Source organism: Pedobacter suwonensis (assembly GCF_900111825.1).
GTDB lineage: Bacteria > Bacteroidota > Bacteroidia > Sphingobacteriales > Sphingobacteriaceae > Pedobacter > Pedobacter suwonensis.
The window spans coordinates 3,361-26,524 of sequence record NZ_FOJM01000004.1; the positions used below are offsets into that span (position 1 = coordinate 3,361).

The 23,164-nt window shown below is 40.8% G+C and carries 13 protein-coding genes; 12 read left to right on the forward strand and 1 reads right to left on the reverse strand.

Features of this window, described 5'->3' with window-relative positions:
- Positions 1–35: 35 nt before the first annotated feature.
- Positions 36–2,969 carry a M16 family metallopeptidase gene (locus tag BM107_RS06425; protein ID WP_090981461.1) on the reverse strand — a complete coding sequence of 978 codons (2,934 nt, stop codon included), beginning with the start codon at positions 2,967–2,969 and terminating at the stop codon, positions 36–38.
- A gap of 221 nt (positions 2,970–3,190) precedes the next feature.
- On the opposite strand from BM107_RS06425, the gene surE reads away from it, so the two are divergent.
- From surE to BM107_RS06485, 12 genes are all read left to right on the forward strand, one after another.
- Positions 3,191–4,030, forward strand: a complete 840-nt coding sequence (gene surE, locus BM107_RS06430; protein ID WP_090981463.1) for a 5'/3'-nucleotidase SurE — start codon at positions 3,191–3,193, stop codon at positions 4,028–4,030.
- A gap of 8 nt (positions 4,031–4,038) precedes the next feature.
- The gene (locus BM107_RS06435; protein ID WP_244278746.1) at positions 4,039–4,308 is read left to right on the forward strand and encodes a stationary phase survival protein SurE; all 270 of its coding nucleotides are present in this window, start codon (positions 4,039–4,041) and stop codon (positions 4,306–4,308) included.
- 171 nt (positions 4,309–4,479) lie between these two features.
- Positions 4,480–5,583: a lipid-A-disaccharide synthase gene (gene lpxB / locus BM107_RS06440; RefSeq protein WP_090981467.1), complete on the forward strand. Its 1,104-nt coding sequence runs from the start codon at positions 4,480–4,482 to the stop codon at positions 5,581–5,583.
- A 263-nt stretch (positions 5,584–5,846) separates the two neighbouring features.
- Positions 5,847–6,851, forward strand: coding sequence for a LacI family DNA-binding transcriptional regulator (locus BM107_RS06445; protein WP_090981469.1), 1,005 nt, complete (start codon positions 5,847–5,849; stop codon positions 6,849–6,851).
- Positions 6,852–7,197: 346 nt separating this feature from the next.
- Positions 7,198–10,248 (forward strand): SusC/RagA family TonB-linked outer membrane protein, encoded by a 3,051-nt coding sequence (locus BM107_RS06450; RefSeq protein WP_244278747.1) that lies wholly within the window; start codon positions 7,198–7,200, stop codon positions 10,246–10,248.
- 10 nt (positions 10,249–10,258) lie between these two features.
- Entirely contained in the window at positions 10,259–11,902 is a 1,644-nt protein-coding gene (locus BM107_RS06455) for a RagB/SusD family nutrient uptake outer membrane protein (protein WP_090981816.1), read from the forward strand.
- A 505-nt stretch (positions 11,903–12,407) separates the two neighbouring features.
- Entirely contained in the window at positions 12,408–14,675 is a 2,268-nt protein-coding gene (locus tag BM107_RS06460; RefSeq protein WP_090981470.1) for a GH92 family glycosyl hydrolase, read from the forward strand.
- 66 nt (positions 14,676–14,741) lie between these two features.
- Complete coding sequence (locus BM107_RS06465) at positions 14,742–15,617, forward strand: ROK family protein (RefSeq protein ID WP_090981472.1); 876 nt, start codon at positions 14,742–14,744, stop codon at positions 15,615–15,617.
- A 752-nt stretch (positions 15,618–16,369) separates the two neighbouring features.
- Positions 16,370–16,930 carry a discoidin domain-containing protein gene (locus BM107_RS06470; protein ID WP_090981473.1) on the forward strand — a complete coding sequence of 187 codons (561 nt, stop codon included), beginning with the start codon at positions 16,370–16,372 and terminating at the stop codon, positions 16,928–16,930.
- A gap of 123 nt (positions 16,931–17,053) precedes the next feature.
- Positions 17,054–20,257 (forward strand): SusC/RagA family TonB-linked outer membrane protein, encoded by a 3,204-nt coding sequence (locus BM107_RS06475; RefSeq protein WP_244278748.1) that lies wholly within the window; start codon positions 17,054–17,056, stop codon positions 20,255–20,257.
- Positions 20,258–20,267: 10 nt separating this feature from the next.
- The gene (locus tag BM107_RS06480) at positions 20,268–22,094 is read left to right on the forward strand and encodes a RagB/SusD family nutrient uptake outer membrane protein (RefSeq protein ID WP_090981478.1); all 1,827 of its coding nucleotides are present in this window, start codon (positions 20,268–20,270) and stop codon (positions 22,092–22,094) included.
- A 60-nt stretch (positions 22,095–22,154) separates the two neighbouring features.
- Positions 22,155–23,126, forward strand: a complete 972-nt coding sequence (locus tag BM107_RS06485; RefSeq protein WP_090981480.1) for a hypothetical protein — start codon at positions 22,155–22,157, stop codon at positions 23,124–23,126.
- Positions 23,127–23,164 lie beyond the last annotated feature (38 nt).

The following is a 23,164-nucleotide window of genomic DNA, read 5'->3' on the forward strand; positions in this document are numbered from 1 at the left end:
AGCTTTAGACTTTTAGCTTTGGTCTTTCAGCTTAACTAGTATCCAAAAATCTGTTCTAAGGTTAATTTGGTTACCGGGCCAAATTTAGCTACATCGGCCATGTTGATTTTCTTTTCGGAAGCTACGATACAATAGTTGTAAGGTTTGCCCGAAAGGTTGCTCTGGTGGAACGATTTGATATCGGCAAAAGTAAGCGGTTTAAGGTTGGCGTACTCATCAATACGTGAATCGTGATCGAAACCTAATTTTTTATCGGCCAGGTAGCTGGCAATAATATCATCTTTAGTAATGCGGCTGGTTTCGATGCCGTTTAAAGAGTTGGCTTTCGATAGGGCGAATGATTTATCAGACTCTGGTAAGGTGGTTAATAAATCGTTCATGCCCGCTACCGCCTCGTTCATTTTATCGGCCTGTGTACCCACGTAGGCCACAATGGCATTCTCTTTATCTTTGCTGCTTGGTGATGAATATACCGCAAAGGTAGAATAAGCCAGTGCTTTAGATTCGCGGATGGTTTGGAATACAATTGAACCCATGCCACCACCAAAATAATTGTTGAACAAAGCAATTTTAGCGGCATTGGCCGGATCGTACAAACCGCTGTTGCGTATCCAGCGGATTTCTGCCTGTACCATATCGTAATCGGCAAAGTAAACCTTGTTCGAATCGGTTTTGGTATAGGCAAATTTTTTGATCGGCGCGGCATCAGTAAATTCTTTAGCCAAAGGGTGTGCCTTTACAATATCAGCAGAAAATGCCGTTAGTGTTTTAGGGCCGTAATAGGTAATGGTGTGTTTGTAATTGGTAAGGTTATGCAACAGGTAAATCAGATCAGCCGATTTCATGTTTTTGATCTCATCATTGGTTAAGCCATAATTGAAAGGATTATCGGCACCATATTGTGCATAACTCATTAAACCGCCCAGGATGGAAGATTTATTCAGTTTTGCGTTATCTCTCGATTTTAACAAACGGCCTTTTAAATCTTCAAGGGCTTTTTCGTTTGGTTTGCAATGGGCCAGCACATCTTCAACCAAAGCTACTGCTTTATCGAAATTTTCTTGTAAACCGGTAATGGAAACCGTGGTTACATCATTACCTACGTTAAGGCTGTAGCTGCAGGCAATGTTATAAAAGGCCTTGCTGATCTCTTCAGCAGAATATTTATCGGTACTTAGAAATGATAAGTATTGCGCCGCGTAAGGCAACAATTTGTAGTTGTAAGAACCCATATCGAAACGGTAACTCATGCGGAAAATACCATTTTCGGTGTTTTGGATGGCAATTACATCAGCAATACCGGCTTTACCAAAATTAAGGTCTTTGCTATAATCTAAAAACTTAGGGGCAATAGGTTTTACCGGCGCATCAATAATGCTTTTGGTAAATGGCGAAACTTCGTTTGTATTGGTTTTTACCGCTGTAATGGCTGGTTTTTCTACCTTAACGATGCTTTTATCTTCACCTTTGTGTTTTAAAACCACTACATAGTTATTGATGAAAAATTTATTGGCAAAATCTACAATCTCTTTTTTGGTTACTTTGCCCATATCATCGGTTGAGGCGAGCATTTTATCCCACTCGGTACCGCGGTTTAAGATAAAGGCATTCATGGTGGCGTTGGCGCGTACATCGTTATTATCAAAACCCTGTAATTCGGCAAATTTGATATTGGCTACGGTAGCTTTGATCAGGCTTTCGTCAAACTCGCCTTTTTTAAGCAGTTCTACCTGCTCTAACAATAATTTTTGTGCTTCTTCCAAACTTTGCCCCGCTTTTGGCGACCCCGATAAAATGAACATGCCATAATCTTTCATGGAGTTGTAACCCGCACCTGCACGCAACATTTTTTGTTGTTTGTTGATGTTGATATCCATTAAACCAGCTTTGCCGTTTGATAAGATGCTTCCGATCAGATCTAACAGTAAACTCTGGCGGGTATTTTGGGCAAAACCTCTGTAGGCAATGTATAGGTTTTCGGCACTTGGGCCATAAATATCAACCTTTTGAACCTGTGTTAACGGTTTCTCTGGCGCCGGGTTGTAAAGGGCAAGCGGTTTAGGAACCATGTAGGCAAAATCTTTGTCGATTTTTTTGATCAGCTGATCGTAATTGATATCACCGCTCATAATCAGCGCCATGTTGTTGGGCACATAATATTTGTTGTAATATTTTCTGATCTCAACCAGCGAAGGGTTTTTTAAATGCTCAATGGTACCAATGGTGGTTTGTTGCCCGTAGTTGTGTGTTGGAAAAAGGGCATACAGCATTTTCTCGTACATTTTACGGCCATCGTTATCCATACCAATGTTTTTTTCTTCGTAAACCGCTTCCAGCTCGGTATGGAAGATTCGGAAAACCGGTGCGCGGAAACGCTCTGCCTGTACGGCCAGGAATTTATCAATGGCGTTTGATGGAAGGTCTTCCTCGTAAACGGTTTCTTCTACCGAGGTATGTGCATTGGTAGAGTTACTGCCGATGGATTTCATCATTTTATCGTATTCATTGGCGATAGAATAATTGGAAGCCTCGCCCGAGGTTTTATCGATTTCCTTGTAAATTTCTTTACGTTTGGCCGGATCGGTGGTTTTGGTATAGGTTTCGTAAAGGGCCTCGATTTTATCTAAAAGCGGTTTCTCTTTGGCATAATTTAAGGTACCAAACTTATCGGTTCCTTTAAACAACAGGTGCTCCAGGTAGTGGGCCAGGCCGGTATTGGTACGCGGATCGGTATTACTGCCCGCCCTTACTGCCATTTTATAGGTAATATTGGGCTCTTTGTTGTTTTGTGATAAGATAACCGTTAAACCATTTTTTAAGGTATAAAAACGGGTTTTGGTCGGATCGTTGGTTACATATTTGTAACTGTAACCGCCAGAGGTTCCTGTTTTCCATTGGTAGGTGGTTTGCGCCATGGCCGCTGCACCCGTAATGAGAAAACAAGCCAAAGTAAATAATTTAAATTTCATTGATTTGTTTTTGGTTTATGACAATGAATAAGTATTTGAGGCTTTACGCCGGGGTTAAATACAGCATTCATTTTTAATAAGTTATTTGCTCAAATATAAAGGCTTTATTGCAGGTAAAGAAATAATTTTGATTTCTAAACTAAAAAGTCAGGAATAAATGATTTTGGCATATCGATGCTGGTTTATTGTGCCTTGAAATTATAATCTGTATTTTTACCGGCATGACAAAACACGGCACAAAACCAACTATTTTAGTGGTAAATGACGACGGGATTACCGCTACAGGAATAAAAAACCTGATGGAAGTAATGCAGGAACTGGGCAATGTGGTGGTAGTGGCGCCCGATAGCCCGCAGAGCGGGATGGGGCATGCCATTACCATAGGCAAACCGATCCGTTTTGATAAGGTTGACCTTTACGGTGGGGTAGAGATGTACAAATGCAGCGGCACCCCGGTTGATTGTGTTAAACTTGCCGTAAACAAGATTTTTAAGGGTAAAAAACCCGATTTATGTGTTTCGGGCATTAACCACGGTTTAAATAATTCCATCAATGTACTGTACTCGGGCACGATGTCTGCAGCGGTAGAGGGGGCGATAGAAAAAATTCCTTCCATTGGTTTCTCGCTCGATGATTTTGCAGCCGATGCCGATTTTAGCCATACCAAAAAATACATTAAAAATATTTGTGAGCAGGTTTTGGCCAACGGTTTGCCGGCAGGTACCCTTTTAAATGTGAATTTTCCGAAGGGTGAACACTTAAAGGGGGTAAAGGTTTGCCGCCAGGCCAATGCCAAATGGATGGAAGAGTTTGATGAGCGGACAGACCCTTACAAACGCCCCTACTATTGGCTGACCGGTGTTTTCGAAAATTTTGATAAAGGAGAAGATACCGATGTTTGGGCATTGGAGCATGGTTATGTTTCGGTTGTGCCGGTGCAGTTTGATTTAACCGCGCACCATGCCATACAGGCCTTAAACAGTTGGGACTTTATAGGTGGCCGTGATGCGAAAGCTGCAGGCAACAAGGTGAGTGCACCCGATGGCCTAAATTTAGGTTAACTGCAATAATGGAGCGCTTAAGAAAATTGAACAATTCAGTGTGGATTGGCCTGGGCATTGGTTTACTGGTACCGGCCATGTGCTGTGCTATGGCCTGGTATGTTATCCACCAGGTGGCATCATTGGCCAAAGCCGATCTGTTGTACATTGGTGGTATTGCGGTAAACGCTTATACCATGCAAACATTTTTTAAATACAATAAAGAAAACATTGGCAGGGGCATATTGGCGGCCACTTTTTTGTGCGCTTTTGTGTTTTTTGCGTATAAAGTTTTTTAGATAGAAACGGTCGTCATTGCGAACTGAAGAAGAGAATTGCGGGCTGGGTGAAGCAATCTTTCTAAGAAAAGGTAGATCGGGAAATAAATAATAGCATAAAAGATTGCTTCCCCGAAAGGTCGGGACAGGCTGTAGTGCCTCCTCGCAATGACGATTTAAAAAAATATAAACATGAAATACTACCTCGTAGCCGGCGAAGCCTCAGGCGATTTACATGGCGCCAATTTAATGAAAGCCTTAAAAGCGGAGGATGGCGAAGCGGTGTTCAGGTATTTTGGCGGCGATAAAATGGCAGCCGAAGGGGGAGAACTGGTTAAACACTATGCCGATATGGCTTTTATGGGTTTTACCGAGGTTGTTTTAAATCTGCGTACCATTTTTAAAAACCTGAAGGCCTGTAAGGAAGATATCATGAGATGGAAACCTGAGGTATTGATTTTGATCGATTTTCCGGGTTTTAACTTAAAAATAGCCGAATTTGCAAAAGCCAATGGTATAAAAGTATGTTATTATATCTCGCCCAAGGTTTGGGCCTGGAACCAGAAACGGGTACTGAAAATTAAAAAGGTTGTTGACCATATGTTCTGCATCCTGCCTTTTGAAGTGGATTTTTATAAAGAATGGGGCATGAAGGTAGATTATGTAGGCAACCCCTTATTGGATGAAATTGCACAGTTTACACCAGATCGGAATTTTCGCAACGGGCACCAGCTTGGAGATGAAAAAATTATCGCCCTGTTGCCTGGCAGCAGGAGGCAGGAAATAGAGCGTTTATTGCCGGTAATGCTAAGCCTTACCGCACATTACCCGGATTATATATTTGCCATTGCTGCTGCCCCAAACTTTACCGAAGCCTATTACCGGCAGTTTACCGGAGATGAAAAAGTAAAACTGCTTTTTAACCAAACCTATAACCTATTGCACCATGCGCATGCTGCAATTGTTGCCTCGGGTACGGCAACGCTGGAAACCGCGTTATTTAAAGTGCCGCAGGTGGTGGTTTATAAAGGCGGTACCATTTCTATAGCCATTGCACGGCTATTGGTTAAAATTAAGTTCATCTCATTGGTGAACCTGATCGTAAACAAAAAAATCGTTACCGAACTGATCCAGGAAGATTGCAACACACAAAAAGTAAAGGCCGAACTTGATTTAATTATAGCAGGAGCAGAACGGGAGGCAATGTTAAAACATTATGACGAACTGCTTTTACTGATGGGGAAACCGGGTGCTTCGGCAAAAACGGCCGGATTGATTACCGGTTATCTGAAATAAGAAATGTTGACCAAATTGGCGCGGAACTTAAGGGGAAAGCCGGCCGCGGCGATACCGGTTTACCTGCCCTAAAAAATTATTCAGGCCACTGGATAGTTTGTTTTTTTTAGCATATATAAGGGATAGCACCTGGATTATTAATAAACGTTTCTGAGACGATTAATACAAAAAATGTTAAATTGCGCCTTTATAAATGGCAAAAACTTAAAAGCTGCATTTTTTATTTAGCTTTGAATTAATTAACTTACAGAAATTCCAACCAAATGAAATCGCTTTCTATCAAAGATATAGCCGTAAAAGCAAACGTATCCATTACCACCGTTTCCTTCATCATCAATGGTAAAGCCAAAGAGAAGTCGATCAGCGAAGCGGTAATTGAGAAGGTAAAGAAAATTATCGAAGAAAGCGGTTACAAACCCAACCAGATTGCCAGGAGTTTAAGAACGGGCAATTCTAACATCATTGGCCTGATTATCGAGGATATTTCCAATTCCTTTTTTTCGAGGATTGCCAGGTTAATTGAGGATAAAGCCTATAAAAGAGGTTATAAAATTATTTATTCCAGTACAGAAAACAATGTTGATAAAGCAAAGGAACTGATCAACCTGTTCAAATCGCGAAAAGTTGATGCCTATATCATCTCCCCGATAAAAGGGATAGAAGAAGATGTTCAGATGCTGCTGGATGACGGTAACCCGGTAATTTTTTTCGACAGAAATTTGCCGGATGTTGACACCAGTTATGTGGGTGCCGATCATTTTAACGCCTCTTACCAATCCATACAGAGTTTTATTGATCAGGGCAAAAAGAACATTGCTTTGGTAACCACCGATATCAATGTAGCGCAGATTACAGAACGCCACGATGGCTACAAAAAAGCACTGGAAGATAACGGAATTGCTTATGACGATGACCTGGTATTAAAAATCCATTTTAACCAGGAAGAAAACGAAACCATTGCACAGATTAAATCATTATTGGAGAACAAAAAGGTGGATGCCGTATTGTTTGTAACTAATTATCTGGCCATTAGTGGCTTAAAAGCGCTTAAGCAGATTGATAAAAAAATAGGCGATGATTTTGCCGTAATTGCCTACGATGACCATGAAGCTTTTGAACTGCATACTCCCCGCATATCAGCCATCCAGCAACCGCTGGAAGAAATAGCTGAAGCCATTATTAAACTGATTTTAAACCGCCTTTCATCAAAAGGCAAATTGCCTGCTGAAGAACTGATTATCCCCACCCGCCTGGTACTAAGGGATTAATTCAAAAATGCTTCTCGGTTAAGGTGTAATATTTTTTTTACATACTAAATCGTTTTATTTCAATTAATAATCCCTATTATTGGTGTGCTAAATCGTTTTAGGCTAACCAATTAAATTTTTCATGAAAATTACAGCAGCTCCTTACAAAATTTTAACCGGCTTTACCGAAGCTAGAAAGTAGAATGGCTTGTTTCATTCGTTTATGTCGTCACCAAATCCAGCACCTTAAATCATATTACACCCTAAAATGTCCGGCAATTTGTTTCGCGCGGTCATTTTAACCCAGATAAACCAATACCAGGAAAAAAAATAACTAATCTTTTATAATAATTTAACAAAACCGTTGATGAAAATTAATTTACTTAAAATTACGGGGCTGTCGGCTGCAATTGTATTGCTGAATAGTCCTGCATTTTCAATGAATTCGGAGTGGAAAAGCACACGGGGGTTCTTGAATGAGCATATGCGAAGTGAGGGGCTTCTGGTTCAAAAAAATGTTACCGGAACGGTAGTGGATGACAGTGGTTTGCCGGTGCCAGGTGCGGGTATAAAAAATCAGTCCACCGGTAAATCAACCTTAACTGATGGTAACGGAAAATTTTCTATTGAAGCCAGTGAAGGGCAAGTGATCCGTATCTCTTACATCGGTTACGATACGCAGGATATCACGGTTGGCCAATCGTCAGTAATTAATGTAAAACTAGCAGTCGCTAAAAATACAAACTTAAAAGAAGTAACCGTTGTAGCTGTTGGTTATGGTACACAGGGAATTAAAGAAGTTACTTCTGCAGTGGGCCATGCCGGTATTGAAGATTTTAGGCAGAGTGGTTCAAGAAACCCTTTGGATCTTATCCAGGGTAAAATTGCTGGTTTAAGTTTAACCAGACCAGGCGGTAGCAATCCAAATGGTGGCGTATCTGTACAATTGAGGGGGTCTGTTACGGTAACCGGAAGCCGTAGCCCTTTATTTGTAATTGATGGTATACCTGGTGGTAATCCTGATTTATTGCAACAAGATGATATCGCTTCGATTGATGTGTTGAAAGATGGTTCGGGTGCGGCCATTTATGGTACCAGTGCCAATGCAGGTGTAATTTTAATTACCACAAAAAAAGGTAAGGCAGGACCAGGAGTGTTCGAATATTCAAGTTATTTAAGGAAGGAATATCTTCAAAACCGCCCCGATTATTTAACGGCAGATGAGTATCGTCAGAAAATAGCTTCAGGGCAGATCAAACAACAGGATTTTGGCAGTTCAACAGATTTCTATAATGATCTGATCAATCACGATAACCTTTCTCAAAACCATAACCTTTCGTTTAGTGGCGGAACGGAAAAAACAAACTACAGGGCCAGTTTAAACTACCGTAACCTGGAAGGTATTGCTAAACAGAATGGCAGAGAAGAATATACTTTGAGGTTAAATGTAAACCAAAGGGGATTGGATGACCGTTTGAACATCCAGATGAACTTGGTTACCAACATTAATAAAGCCAACTTATTAGGTGGTAGCGGCTGGGAAAGTGAATCGGCCAAAAACCCTACACTTTCTAATTTTAACCCTGATGGTTCTTATCGCTTTGATTTAACCAGTACCAACGAATATGCCCGGTTATTTCAGGAAACAAGTTACAGAAAACAGCAGACTACATCTGGTGATGTAAAGGCCGATTTAGATATTGTGAAAGGATTGAAAGCCTCTATTTTTGGTTCGGTGGTGAGAAATTCGTACCTGGACGGCCAGTACCGTTTAAAGGCCAGCGAAAACTCTGTTGAAAATACTGATTTCCCTAACGGTGGTTATGCTTACAGGGCCAATTTTCTTTCGCAGGCTTATGCTGTTGAGCCTACGCTAAATTATAACAATACATTTGCACAGAAGCATAATATTACGGCATTGGCCGGTTATAGCTACCGTTATTACATGGAAGAAAGGTCGGACATGTCTAACCGTGGCTTCATCAATGATCTTTTCCACGAGGATAATATTTCGCAGGGAGCAGCATTAGGTGTTGGTAAAGCTACCATGTCTAGTAATAAAAATGATAATACCCTTATCGCATTCTTTGGTAGGGTTAACTATGCTTTTGATAACAAGTACCTGGTGCAGTTTATTTTAAGAAGAGAAGGTTCATCAAAATTTGGTGCCAACTACAAATGGGGTAATTTCCCGGCAGTTTCTGCCGGATGGAATATTACCGAAGAAAGTTTTATGAAAAACATTCCTTTTGTAAACTACCTTAAATTAAGAGCTGGTTATGGCGTTACCGGTAATGCGCCTACAGACAACAATTTATCGCGTGTTACGCTTGGTGGAGGTGGTAGGTATTTATACCCTGATGGTAATTATTATGAAACCTATGGTCCTGACCGTAACCCAAATCCAAACTTAAGATGGGAGCGTAAACAAGAGGCCAACATTGGTTTAGACTTTACTTTGCTTAACAGCCGTTTAACCGGTTCGATTGATGTATTTAAAAGAACTACAAAAGATCTTTTGGATAGCTACACAACCCCGCAGCCACCATATGTACGCGATAACCTGCAAACCAACGTTGGGCAGATCTCATCTAAAGGTATTGAGTTAGGCTTAAGTTACCTGGTGATTAAAAATAACGATTTTAGCTGGAACATGGATGCTACAGCCAGTACCTTGAGCAACAGGTTGGACAGCTACTCGAACGATGTATTTAAAGTTAAATTTATTACCCGCGGTGGCATTGGCGGCGCAGGAGATTTAGGTGATGCTTTCACCTTGTTTGAAGGTGGTAAAGTGGGCGAGTTTTTTGGTAAAAGGTTTGCCGGTTTTACGCCGGAAGGTAAGTGGTTGTTTTATAACAGAAATGGCGAAAAAGTTTTAAATGGCCAGATCAATACTTCACGTAACGATTTGAATCAATCTGATTTAGCCGTTATCGGTAACGCGGTTCCTAAATACTATGCTTCGTGGACGAACAGTTTTACCTATAAAAATTTCGACCTCCGTATATTTTTAAGGGGCAAGTTCGATTTTGATGTGCTAAACACAACTGCATTAACCTACGCAAACAGAACATGGTCTGGTAATTTATTGAGTAGTACTTTTGATAAATACAAAGATATTAACGATACCTATATGTTTTCTGACTACTACTTGGAAAGCGGAAGTTTTGTAAAACTGGATGAGGTTACCTTAGGCTATAATTTTAAATTTAAAAATAAGTATATCCGCAAGCTGCGCCTTTATGCAACCGGCCAAAACCTTGGAACCATTACCGGTTATACCGGAAACGACCCGGACTTTATACAGGATAATGGTATCGGTAACGAAATCGAAGGCAAAAGCTTAGGTATTGATACCAGAGGTCCATACCCAAGTACCAGATCATTTGTAATCGGATTAAATGTTGGATTCTAATAAATTAAAAATGAAAAATAAATCAATTATATATGGTGTACTTGCCGGTATATTAAGTATTACAGGCGCTTGTACCAAACTTGATGAAAACGCATACAGTCAGCTATTAACTGACAATTTCTATAATAATAAAACGGAAGTTTTATCGGCTGTGTTGAGGCCATATACCCATGCCAATGCATGGGTTACCCCATCAGGGCAGGATGGCTGGTGGCGCTTAGCCGAATTATCAGGCGATCAATTGGCCTGGCCTACCAAAGGCCGCCATGGGGAAGACGGTGGTAAATGGAAAAGATTACATTACCATAGCTGGACCGTGGATGAAGGCGGGCTTAACCAGGCCTGGGTACTAATGAACTGGGGTATGGGATTATGTAACGATCCTATCGAGAATATCGAAAAAAGGGATATCGGGCAGATGGGGATTACACAGGCAGAGAAAGACGCCTATATTGCAGAATTAAAACTTTTAAGGGCATTCCATTATCTTAAATTAATGGATCTGTTTGGTAATATACCGGTAGTAACCAAAGTGGGGATTCCTGAACGACCTGAAACCATGCCAAGAAAAGAGGTGTTTAACTTTATCGAATCGGAAATCAAAACCAATATTGATAAAGCGCCAAAGCTTTCGCGTGCAATGGTGGGCAGGATAAGCCAGGCTGCAGGTTATGCCATGTTGGTAGAACTTTATTTAAATGCCGAGGTATGGACAGGAACCCCACGTTGGGACGACTGTATTGCTGCTGCAAATAAAATAATATCAGGCGAAGCAGGTGCACAAAATGGCGTGATGGCGCTTGATCCTAACATTACAGATCAGTTTAAAACAACTAATGATTTGTCTAAAGAGGCCATTTTCTCTATTGCCTACAATTATTCAATAGCCAATTTCCAGCCCTCATGGCCTGCAGAATTCTACCACTTTAAACAACAGCAAATTTATGGTGGCGGTAGAAACGGTAACGACGGAATTGTAGTGGTTCCTGGTGTTTTTACCACCTATGAAGATGCTGACCTGAGAAAAAGAGAATGGCTTTTGGAAGGCCCAATGTTTCAATTTGTTGACCCAACCAAACCGGTTCTGGCATCTGAGGAATACAATGGATCACAACTGGTGTTTGTTGATAATATCAGGAAAAACAAAACAGGCTCAACAGTGAGCAATATGAGTGAAGGTGAAGAAAACTCGGGTGTACGTTTTAACAAATACAAGTTAGGTAACCAGTTTCCGGGCCCTGGTGGAGTGCCTGCGGTGGATGTAAACTATAACAACGGCGATTGGAATATCTATCGTTTAACTATGATATACTTTGCCAAAGCAGAGGCGATTATGCGTAAGAACGGAGGAGTGGCCACAGCAGAAGCCGTTCAGTTGATAAACGACTGCAAAAAACGGGCATTTACAGAGGCAAATTTTGCCAGCCGTGCTTATACTACAACCACTTTAACTTTGGATGAGCTTTTGGCTGAAAGGGGAAGAGAATTTATTTTTGAAGGCATGAGAAGAGATGATCTGATCCGCTTTGGTAAATTTACATCAGCCAGCTGGTGGGATCATACACCATCAGCCGCTACCAAAGCACTTTATCCAATTCCTTTAAGGCAGTTAACGCTAAATACCAACCTGAAACAGAACCCAGGTTACAATTAATAAATAATTTAGGTTAAAAAAAGCCGCATCATAAATCAAACTATGATGCGGCTTTTTATTTTATGAAAAAATGATGGAATAGTTTCTTACCCGGAAAATGTGTAACCTATATGTTACACATTTAAACAGTAAAAGCTGTTTATTTTTTTATTAATATTGGATTGCTAAATCGTTTTACTTTAAATCGACACCAAACAAACATCATCCCGTTAAACCAGCGATCATTTAATGGTTTTTCTTTCCCTGAAATTTGGAATTAATAGATGAGGTTTAGTAAAACGATTTATATGTGGACGTGACCAAATATTAGTTATGAAAAAGTTCTCCTTTAGTTAAACCTCGTTATTTTTTAATTGCAGAAGTCAAAGATATCGGGCTTGCTTGTTCATTAATCTGATATCACGCTTATATCAATCTTCCGGTCAGGTTATAATCATCAATGCGACTGGTGAAAGAAAAGTGAGATAAAGGTTAGTTGGCCAGGCAAAGAAAACCAAACACACAAATGAAACTTAAATTAATCATATCCATTTTATGCTGCCTCGCTACCAAAGGTTTATTGGCGCAGCAGAAAAACTGGGTTCAATATGTAAACACCCTGCAGGGTACCAATTCTAAACACGAACTTACCCGGGGCAACACCTACCCAACAACGGCACTGCCGTTTGGTATGCATACCTGGACACCCCAAACCGGTAAAAATGGCGATGGCTGGAAGTACCAATACTTTAAAGATAAAATTAGGGGCTTTCAGCAGGCGCACCAGTGCAGCTCATGGACAAGAGACTATGCGGTATTCTCTCTAATGCCAATGGTTGATGAACTGGAGGTAAACGAAGATAAGCGCGAAGCTAAATTTAGTCACCAGGATGAGGTTGCAAAGCCAAACTATTACAAGGTAAGATTTGAAAACGATATCACCACCGAAATTTCACCATCGGAGCGAGGTGCACACCTTAGGTTCAGTTACCCAAAAAGCAAAAGAAGCTTTTTGATTTTAGATGGCTATACCAGACTCAGCGGCGTTCAGATTTTGCCAAAAGAAAACAAGATAACCGGGTGGGTAAATAATGGTGAAGGCTTTAAAAAAGGCTGGAAAAGTTATTTTGTCATTCAGTTTGATCAGCCAGTTAAAGCTTATGGTACCTGGGAAAATAAACGGAATACCATTTCAAAAGATTCTGTTTCTGCAGAAGGCTTTGGTAAGGGCGCTTTTGTAGAGTTTGAACCGGGTGTAAAAGTTCAGGTAAAAACAGCTTCTTCTTACATCAGTTTAAAACAGGCAGAACTCAATTTAAAAAGAGAACTGGGGAATGATAAAACGCTGGAAGATACAAAAGCCCGTGCAGCGGCAGTTTGGAATAAATCGCTGGGTAAGATAGAAGTAGAAGGGGGATCTAAAGCAGACATGGAAACTTTTTATTCTTGCTTTTTCAGGGCAAGTTTGTTTTCCAGGAAATTTTATGAACTTAACGAAGCCGGCAAACCTTATTATTTTAGTCCTTACGATGGTAAAGTGCATGATGGTTACATGTTTACCGATACGGGTTTTTGGGATACTTTCCGCGCCCAGTTTCCGCTAAATACCTTGGTACAACCAGAAATGCATGGCCGTTATATGCAAGCCATGCTCGATGCCTACTCGCAATGCGGTTGGCTGCCCTCCTGGTCTTTTCCCAGTGAAGCCGGGAGTATGATCGGTAACCATGCCATTTCGCTGTTTGCCGATGCCTGGGCAAAAGGGATCAGGACATTCGATCCTAAAAAGGCTTTAGCAGCCTATTACCATGAAGCCATGAACAAGGGGCCATGGGGTCCGGCCAATGGCAGAGATGGGGTAACCGAGTATAACCAATTGGGATATGTTCCTTATCCAAAATACAGAGAAGCTACTGCCAAAACACTGGAGTATGCCTACGATGATTATTGTGCCTATGCCTTAGCCAAAATGACCGGCGATAAACATTACATGGAGGTTTTTGAGAAACCCATGTTTAACTATAAAAATGTTTACGATCCTTCTACACGTTTTATGCGGGGAAAAAATGCGGAGGGCAAATGGTCGCCGGATTTTGATCCAACCGAATGGGGAGGCCCGTTTACAGAAGGCAATGCCTGGCATTGGCAATGGTCGGTTTTTCAGGATACCAAAGGTTTAATCAACCTGATGGGTGGAAATAATCACTTTGTTTCGAAGCTGGATTCTGTTTTCAGTCAGCCCAATACGGTAAATGTAGGCTCTTATGGTGGGATGATCCACGAAATGACTGAAATGGTAATGGCCAACATGGGCCAATATGCACATGGCAATCAACCCATACAGCATATGGTTTATTTATACAACTATGCCAATCAACCCTGGAAAGCACAATTTCATGCCCGTGAGGTGATGCGTAAACTTTATGATGCTACAGAAAACGGTTATCCGGGAGATGAAGACCAGGGGCAAACCTCTTCATGGTACGTATTAAGCGCTTTAGGCTTTTATAGTGTAACCCCCGGATCTGGTGAATATGTTTTAGGGAGCCCGGTATTCAAAAAAACAACTATTCACCTGGAAAACGGCAAAAAGTTTGTCATTTCAGCACCGACAAATGATGCAAATCATGTTTACATCAGGTCGGCTAACTTAAATGGTGAAAATTATACCAAAAACTTTTTAAATCACAGCGATTTATTAAAAGGTGGCCTGCTAAAATTAGAAATGAATGTTAAACCTTCGTTAAATAGGGGGATATTGGAAGAAGATAAGCCATTTTCAATTAGTAAATAGATAATGAATGACTACTTTTGACGAATTAGTTAAATTGATAAAGAAGAGAACAGAAATATATATAGAATGGAAAAGCCTGTTGCATTAGGTGTAGATATTGGCGGCTCGCATATTACAGCCGCATTGGTAGATTTGGAAACTAGAACCTTAATGGAAAATTCTATCAAGCGTAGCCCTGTGAATTCACAGGAGAATAAGGAAGTGATTTTGTCGGCATGGTGCGATATTATCAATAAAGCTTTCCAGGAAATAAAAAATGGCAGCAGGAATGTAGGTATAGCCATGCCCGGACCCTTCAATTATAAAGAGGGAATCTCCTTGATCAAAGACCAGGATAAGTTTAAATCGCTTTATCAGGTTAATGTGAAAGAAGAACTTGCGAAAAGATTGGACATTGCCCTGGAAAATATCCATTTTATAAACGATGCGGCCGGTTTTTTACAGGGAGAGGTTTTTGCGGGGGCTGCCAAAGGAAATGTGAACGTATTGGGCCTGACCCTGGGAACCGGACTCGGATCTTCACTTTGTTTAAATGATAAGGCCTATGATGCAGACTTGTGGAATTCTCCTTTTTTGGATGGAATTGCTGAAGACTACTTATCTACGCGCTGGTTCGTAAAACGTTTTAAGCAATTGAGCGGTGAAGAGGTAGAAGGTGTTAAGGAACTGGTGGGAATCGTAGAAAGCAATCATTTTGCGACGATGGTATTTATGGAATTTGGCTATAACCTGGCCCAGTTCCTGATCCCAGTGATCAGGACGTACAAAATAAATACCGTAATTGTTGGCGGGAACATTGCACAGTCTTTTAGTGCATTTGCGCCCGAATTGACGGCAACGCTTAAGGGAAATGGTGTAGATGCTGAAATAAAAATTTCAGAACTGAAAGAGCATGCGGCATTAATTGGTGCTGCAAGCTGCTGCGATTTAAGCTTAACCTGATATTTTTTGGATGGTTACACGGTCCCATGCTTATTTTAGACTACAGGATTAGATTTTAATGCTAATTCTGTAGTTAAATTCAATTTTCCTTTATTCCTGTTTTAAAGAAAACGATATCTTAAAAAAGATATTGGTTTATTACGGTAATTTCCAATTGTTTCAGCGAAATAACCGTTCCCAATAAGTTTCCGAAAAAAATAAATAATTTTTTAATTTATTAAGAATATGCTTATTATTGTTTAATAAAACGTTTTAGTCTTGAATTGTTTAAGCATTTTAGTAAGGGCCAGGAAAAAACAAAGTGTTAATCTGTCAGATTGGGGCTTTTTTTTATGTTCAAATACTAAAACGTTTTAGTTTAGCCGAAATAACTATTTATTCATTAAAAATAAGGAGGAGCTTAAATGAGATAAATTTTACACGCTGATACGTCAAATTCTACCGCTTAACCAACCAATCAACCAACCAAACCATTACTCATCATGACCAAAAAACTCATTAAACCAGCTTATGGCTATAGGCAATATTAGTTTTTATTCGTAACAGAAAGAGGCTGATGCTTAAAGCAACCTGAATCGTGTGGCCAAAATATGCCGTTTATAATTAATACCGGTCAATTTATACGGGTATGTGGCACGGGTAAAAAGGTTGCTGAACAGCTGATCATTTGCTTTTTTTAAAACCGATTAATTTCTGATCAATCAAATAGATATAGCACATTTTAATAAACAACAAACTATAATCAAACTATTATGAATCTTTTAAAAATGACCAGGAAAGCTGTTGGGCTCTGCTTTGCCCTAGCTTTAATTCTTGGATGTGGTAAAGAAGAATACCCGGCAGTGGATCTTTTTACCTGGAAAGCAAAGGTAGATGTAACCGCAAAGGCGGTACTTTCAGTTAATGTCGAAAATTCGGGCGGTGCTTCAGGCGCTGAAGGATCTTTAAAAGTGGTTGATAATGATATCAATTCAAAATTTCTGATCAACCCTTATCAATCAAGCCTTTACCTGCAGTTAGCTTTCCCTTCAGCTCAACAGGTAGCATCTTACACTTTAACTTCGGGCAATGATGCGCCCGACCGGGATCCGAAAAACTGGAAATTAAGCGGTTCTACAGATGGAAATACCTGGGTAGACCTGGATACCCGGACTGGCGAGACTTTTTCGGGCCGTAACACGACTAAAACATACAATTTTAAAAACAAAGTGCTGTATAAATTATACAGGCTAAGTGTTACGGCGAATAACGGCGGTTCTTTATTCCAGTTATCCGAGTGGCGTGTAATTGAAGTGCCTGAAGAGCAACAGTAATTTGCCGGCCTTTGAAATAAGACATACCAATATCTTCTACCGGCTTAAGCGGTAGACCAGAGAATCCATTTCAACTGATCAATAGACCAAATAACAGTAATCTGTTTACAACAAACTAATTTTATGATGAAGAAAAATACAAATTTAACTGGGGCCAGGCTCAGGCTTAAACATTGTGCTTTTAAAGCTATCGCTTTTGCATTGGCCTTAAGCACTGGTTTTTGTGCAAAGGCCAACGCTTCTGCCATTAATATAAACAGTTCGGCTGCGATGAATCAAACCAAGGCTGATATCGTAATCCGCGGTATCATTAAAGATGAAACCGGTGCGCCATTGCCAGGTGCAGGGGTTAAAGTTAAAGGAAGTTCCACAAGCGCTGCGGCAGACGTAAATGGAGCATTTACCATTACCGTTCCTGATCAGAATGCTGTTTTGATCATTACATATGTTGGTTATGACTCGAAAGAGATCACAGTGGGTACACAAACCGTTTTGGATATCCGTTTAAAGGAAACTGTTGGCGCCAATTTACAGGAGGTAGCTATTGTGGGTTTCGGTACGCAGAAAAAGGAAAGTTTGGTTGGCGCACAATCATCAGTAAAAGCTGACGAATTAAAGCAACCGGTTTCCAGTATGAGCCAGTTACTGGCAGGCCGTATCCCCGGAGTGGTTAACGTTTCACGGAATGGTGAACCAGGTGCAACCGGATCGGATATTTTTATCCGAGGTATATCTTCACTTAACTCTGGAGACAGGGGACCGCTTATTATTATTGATGGTGTACCTAACCGTAACCTAAACGATATCAGTGTATATGATGTGGAGAATTTTACTGTACTTAAAGATGCTGCAGCAACAGCGGTATATGGTATCCGTGGTGCAAACGGCGTAATTCTCATCAACACTAAACAAGGTAAAATCGGCACGCCAAGAATTAACGTGGAGTACTATGAAGGGGTGAGCCGTTTCACAAAAAGGCCAAAATTGATTGACGGTGTAGATTACATGAACTTAGCCAATGAGGCGAAGTATTCTGATTATTTACGCGGTGGTGCAGCAGGTGCATTTACACCGGCATATTCTATAGATGCCATCCAAAAAACAGCTGCAGGTACCGATCCGATCCTTTATCCAAACGTAAATTGGTTTGACGCCATTTATAACGATTTTGGCCATAACAGATCGGGAACAGCCAACCTATCGGGTGGTGTTAGTAATGCTAAATATTACGTCTCATTAGGTTATTATGGTGAAGATGGTTTGTTTAAAACAGACGAAGCGGTAAATTCTGCTGTTAAACAAAGCTTTAGTCGCTACAATGTGAGCACAAACTTAAATTGGGATGTTACGGGTACCACCAAACTGGATTTGGGTATTAAAGGCATTCTGTCGCAGAGCAATTTTCCGAGTAATCTCGGCGCCCAGGATATCTTCAGTCAGGCTTTTTTGATCAATCCAACTTCATTCCCGGTACTTTATCCAAATGGAAGTTTACCTGGTATCAGTCCACAGGCCGATCAACGTAATCCTTATGGCGATGTGACCAGAAATGGATATAGAACAGGATACAGCAACCAATTATATTCAAATTTACGTTTGACACAGGATTTAAAAGAATTGACCCCGGGTTTGTCGGTTACTTCTATGTTCTCGTTTGATGTGAACAACAACAACGCGATAGCGAGAACCAAAAGGGAAACCATTTACAGGATCAATCCTAACGATCCTTATATCGTGGCAAATAATCCTGCGTCGGGTTACAAATACGGATTGGTTCTCCAGGGACAAGATTTCCTAAATTATGGGATCAGCAATGGCGGTGACAAAAAAATGTATTTCGAGGCGGCCATCAATTATAACCGTACCTTTGGTAAACATGCTGTTTCGGGTTTATTATTATATAACCAAAACGATAACAGTACGCCATTTGCCGGAAACCTAACGTTATCTCTTCCTTATCGTTTACAAGGGGTTGCCAGTCGCGCCACTTATGCTTACGACAATAAATATTTCTTTGAGTTTAATGTGGGCTACAATGGTTCTGAAAACTTTGCACCTGATAAACGTTATGGTTTCTTCCCTGCATTGGGTATTGGATGGTTGTTATCAAGCGAGAAATTTTTCGAGCCACTTAAAAATACTTTTCAGATGGTTAAATTCCGCTATTCTGATGGTATTGTGGGTAGTGGGGCCAGTGGCTCGGGCTATGCTGATGCCGAAGGCGACCGTTTTTATTACTTAACAAAAGTAGGTGGCGCAAGTGGTTATACTTTTGGCCAGACCGGAAATATTGGGTATAATGGTTTAGGTGTAACTGCCTATGGAGTAGACGTAACCTGGGCCGAAACGCGCAAACAGGATTTAGGCTTCGAGTTAAAAACGTTCAATAACAACCTATCGTTAATTGTCGATTTCTTTAAAGAAAGAAGAACAGACCAATTTATCCAGAGGGGAACTGTACCAAACTACATCGGTTTGGCCAATACGCCAATTGGTAACCTGGGTATTGTAGAAAATAAAGGAATTGATGGTACTATACAGTACGATGCGCAGTTTGGTAAAGATTGGTCACTTAATCTGAGGGCAAACTTCACTTTCAATAAAGACAAGGTAATCGAAAATGATCAGGCACCAAAACCATACCCATGGATGGAGCAACGCGGTTACAATGTTTTAGCTGCGACACGTGTAGGTTACATTGCAGAAAAATTATTTGATAGCCAGGCAGAAATCAATGCGAGCCCGACCCAGTTTGGTACTTTGATGCCGGGTGATATCAAGTATAAAGATTTAAACGGTGATGGTAAAATCGATTCTTTTGACCAGACCATTATTGGCAGGGGAGATGTTCCAAGTACCACCTATGGTTTTGGTTTCTCTTTAACCTACAAAAACTTCGACTTCGGTTTATTCTTTCAGGGGCAGGATAACGCAGACATTCTGTTAAACATTCCATCCTTTGCCTATTCTGGTGGTTTAGGTAATATGTTGGCTGTAGCTGCCGATCGCTGGACCACAACTAACCCACGTCAGGACGCCGTTTATCCACGTTTATCTTATGGCGGCACCAACAACAATAACTATCAATCGAGTACCTGGTGGAAACGTGATATCAGTTTCTTGAGGCTAAAAAATGCAGATTTAGGTTACACATTAAAAAATGGAATCAAATCTCTTGGCGTTAAACGTTTAAGGGTATATGCTACAGGTTACAATGTGTTTACCATCAGCAAATTCAAGCTTTGGGATCCTGAATTATTAACCAACAACGGTACAAGGTATCCGTTAACCTCTAACTATTCTTTAGGTTTAACCGCTAATTTTTAAAATAAGAAGAATGAAAAAGATATTGATATATACAGCTGGTGTATTACTGGTAATTGGTAATTATGGCTGTAAGAAATTTTTAAATCAGGTACCTGATGACAGGTTAACTTTCGATCAGATGTACGAGAAAAAAGCTACTGTTGATCTGGCACTGGCTAACGTTTATTCTACATTACCAGATCAAAATCAAGATCGTTCGGCTTCCGGGTCAGGAAATATCGGACCTTGGACAGCCGCTTCTGATGAGGCTGATTATACTTTGCCAAACTTTACTGAAAACGTAAATTCTGGTGCCTGGGATGCTACCAGCGGTCAGGTAAATTACCACTGGCAAAGTTATTACCGTGGTATACAGGCTGCGAGTTCTTTTATGGCAAATGTAAGCAGGTGTACAGATTGTAACATTGGCGGTATCGATATTGTAAACCGTTATTACAATGAGGCAAGGGCTTTAAGGGCTATTTATTATTATCATCTCGTTAGACAGTACGGACCTGTTGTATTATTGGGTAACGACCCAATTGCGTCAGATGCGCCGCTACAAGCCATTAGTAAACCCCGTAACTCAATGGATGAGTGTATTGACTACATCGTGAGTGAACTCGAAGCCACCAGTTCTCGTTTGCCTGCAACACCACAGGCTAATGAAGATTATGGTCATATTACGGCTTCAGTAGCCGATGCTTATAAAATTAAAGCTTTGTTGACAGCCGCCCGTCCATTATTTAATGGAAATACGGATTACGCCAATCTCAAAAATCAGGATGGCAAACAATTGATCAATCAGACTTATAGCGTGGCAAAATGGACCAGATTGGCTACAGCAGCAAAGGCTTTTTTAAACAACCCTAACTATTCCAACTACGCACTGTATTCAGTACCCTCAACACCGGCTGGTTTACCGAATACAGCTTTTAACCGGGCATTTATTGCTACCAGGGATGTATTTTTAAATGGCTGGAATTCTGAGATCATTTTCGGTAGAGGGGGAGATGTTACTTTTTACCAGTATTCTTTAGCGCCAAACCATAATGGTGCCTCAGGTGGTGATAAAGGCGGTTCCTTCTTATCGCCATCTCAGCAGTTGGTGGATGCCTTTTTTACTGCAAACGGCTTACCTATCGAGAACGATCCAAGCTATACCGCTAACGGAACTTCTAATTTTCAGGCACCAGATCCAAACGACCAGGGTGTTTCGAGAACGATTAGTAATATGTACGTTAACCGCGAACCACGTTTTTATGCCGACATCACTTATACAGGGCGTAAATGGATCAATCCTTCATCTAATATTGTCACCAGTTTTGAATTTAACGGTAATGCGGGCAAAGCTGCTATCGCGAATAATGACTATACCAAAACAGGCTATACCTCCAGAAAACATTTAACGGTAGCGGGCTGGACAAATGGTAGATCAATTTTCACCGTAATCAGACTGGCAGAAATTTATTTGGATTATATTGAGGCATTACAAGAGTCGAATCCGACTGATCCTGATATTTTGATTTACTTAAACAGGATCCGCACCAGAGCAGGTATTCCGGTTTATGGAAGTGGTGGTTTACCCATCCCGGCAGATATGAAAGATGCCATCCGCAGAGAGCGACGTGTAGAATTAGCTTTTGAACTGGACCGCTATTTCTATACCAGGGAATGGAAAATTGCAGAAACTACCGATACGCAGATCAGAGGTTTAAATATTACTCAAAATGCGCCTGGATTTTTCACACCTGTAGTAACCGAAAATAGGGTTTTCCAAAAGAAACACTACCTATGGCCAATACCAGCAGGCGAAATTCAAAAAGTGCCTTTACTTGTACAAAATACAGGTTGGTAAAACAAATAGAGCACTGGGTACTTTACCCGGTGCTTTTTTTCATCTCTCAATAGCCACGCAATGAAAAATATTTTCACATTATCAGCAACTGCAGTAGTTTTACTACTGGCCTGCAACAGCAAAAAGGAACCTGTAGAGGCAGCGAAACCAGCACCACCACTTGTTGAAGCAGTTGACCCACCTGATGCGCCGCCCAAAACCTGGAAGGAACATTGGTTCGAACACGTGCAACTATTAAACCGTGTAGCTTATGACACCAGCGTAGTGGTTTATTATGACGGTGATGTGAAGCCAGCTGTTACCTGGCCGAAAACCTACATGGCTGATGCCTGGAATTATACCAAAAAAGTTTATGGTAAGTTTGGCGATGACAGCCGCTTGTTCGTCATTTATCACGCAGGTAAATATGGAGGCGGTCATCCGGGTACCTATCTTGATGCCGGCCACGATTACCGTAATGTTACAGATTGCGGTTCCAATGATTTAAATGCCTGGATTACAGGTGTAGATAACGACATCGACTTATCTACCCATGAGATTGGCCACATCGTAGAAGGCGCATCGAAGGGAGTAAAAGAGTCGCCCGCTTTTGATATTTGGCACGATAGTAAATGGATGGAAATTTATCAGTACGATGTGTATTTAGGCTTAAACAGACCAGCCGATGCACAACGGTGGATGAATAAAATGATGACTACAACCGACAGTTATCCAAGGGCTGGTACGCAATGGTTTAAAAACTGGTTTCTACCGATTTACGAAAACTATGGTAAAACAAAGGTATTGAACGGCTTTTTTACCCTCCTGTCGCAAGAATTTCCAAAACAGAATATTACGGTACAGGGCAAAATCTACCAGCAATATACCAGAAAAATGAATTTTGGTGAATTTATCCACTTTTGGAGCGGTGCAGCCAAAGCCGATTTAGGACCATTGGCATTAACCGCCTTTGGACCAAAAGACGAAAAAGGTGCCGACTGGGCGCCAATGTTAACTAAAGCCAAAGTGGATTTTCCGAATATCACTTATTAATCTATAATCAGGACAGATTGGGCAAACAGCCTGAATCG

Bases quoted from the DNA above. Each gene is read 5' to 3' on its own strand.
- BM107_RS06425 (WP_090981461.1), bottom strand. From the start codon at position 2,969: ATGAAATTTAAATTATTTACTTTGGCTTGTTTTCTCATTACGGGTGCA.
- surE (WP_090981463.1), top strand. From the start codon at position 3,191: ATGACAAAACACGGCACAAAACCAACTATTTTAGTGGTAAATGACGAC.
- BM107_RS06435 (WP_244278746.1), top strand. From the start codon at position 4,039: ATGGAGCGCTTAAGAAAATTGAACAATTCAGTGTGGATTGGCCTGGGC.
- lpxB (WP_090981467.1), top strand. From the start codon at position 4,480: ATGAAATACTACCTCGTAGCCGGCGAAGCCTCAGGCGATTTACATGGC.
- BM107_RS06445 (WP_090981469.1), top strand. From the start codon at position 5,847: ATGAAATCGCTTTCTATCAAAGATATAGCCGTAAAAGCAAACGTATCC.
- BM107_RS06450 (WP_244278747.1), top strand. From the start codon at position 7,198: ATGAAAATTAATTTACTTAAAATTACGGGGCTGTCGGCTGCAATTGTA.
- BM107_RS06455 (WP_090981816.1), top strand. From the start codon at position 10,259: ATGAAAAATAAATCAATTATATATGGTGTACTTGCCGGTATATTAAGT.
- BM107_RS06460 (WP_090981470.1), top strand. From the start codon at position 12,408: ATGAAACTTAAATTAATCATATCCATTTTATGCTGCCTCGCTACCAAA.
- BM107_RS06465 (WP_090981472.1), top strand. From the start codon at position 14,742: ATGGAAAAGCCTGTTGCATTAGGTGTAGATATTGGCGGCTCGCATATT.
- BM107_RS06470 (WP_090981473.1), top strand. From the start codon at position 16,370: ATGAATCTTTTAAAAATGACCAGGAAAGCTGTTGGGCTCTGCTTTGCC.
- BM107_RS06475 (WP_244278748.1), top strand. From the start codon at position 17,054: ATGATGAAGAAAAATACAAATTTAACTGGGGCCAGGCTCAGGCTTAAA.
- BM107_RS06480 (WP_090981478.1), top strand. From the start codon at position 20,268: ATGAAAAAGATATTGATATATACAGCTGGTGTATTACTGGTAATTGGT.
- BM107_RS06485 (WP_090981480.1), top strand. From the start codon at position 22,155: ATGAAAAATATTTTCACATTATCAGCAACTGCAGTAGTTTTACTACTG.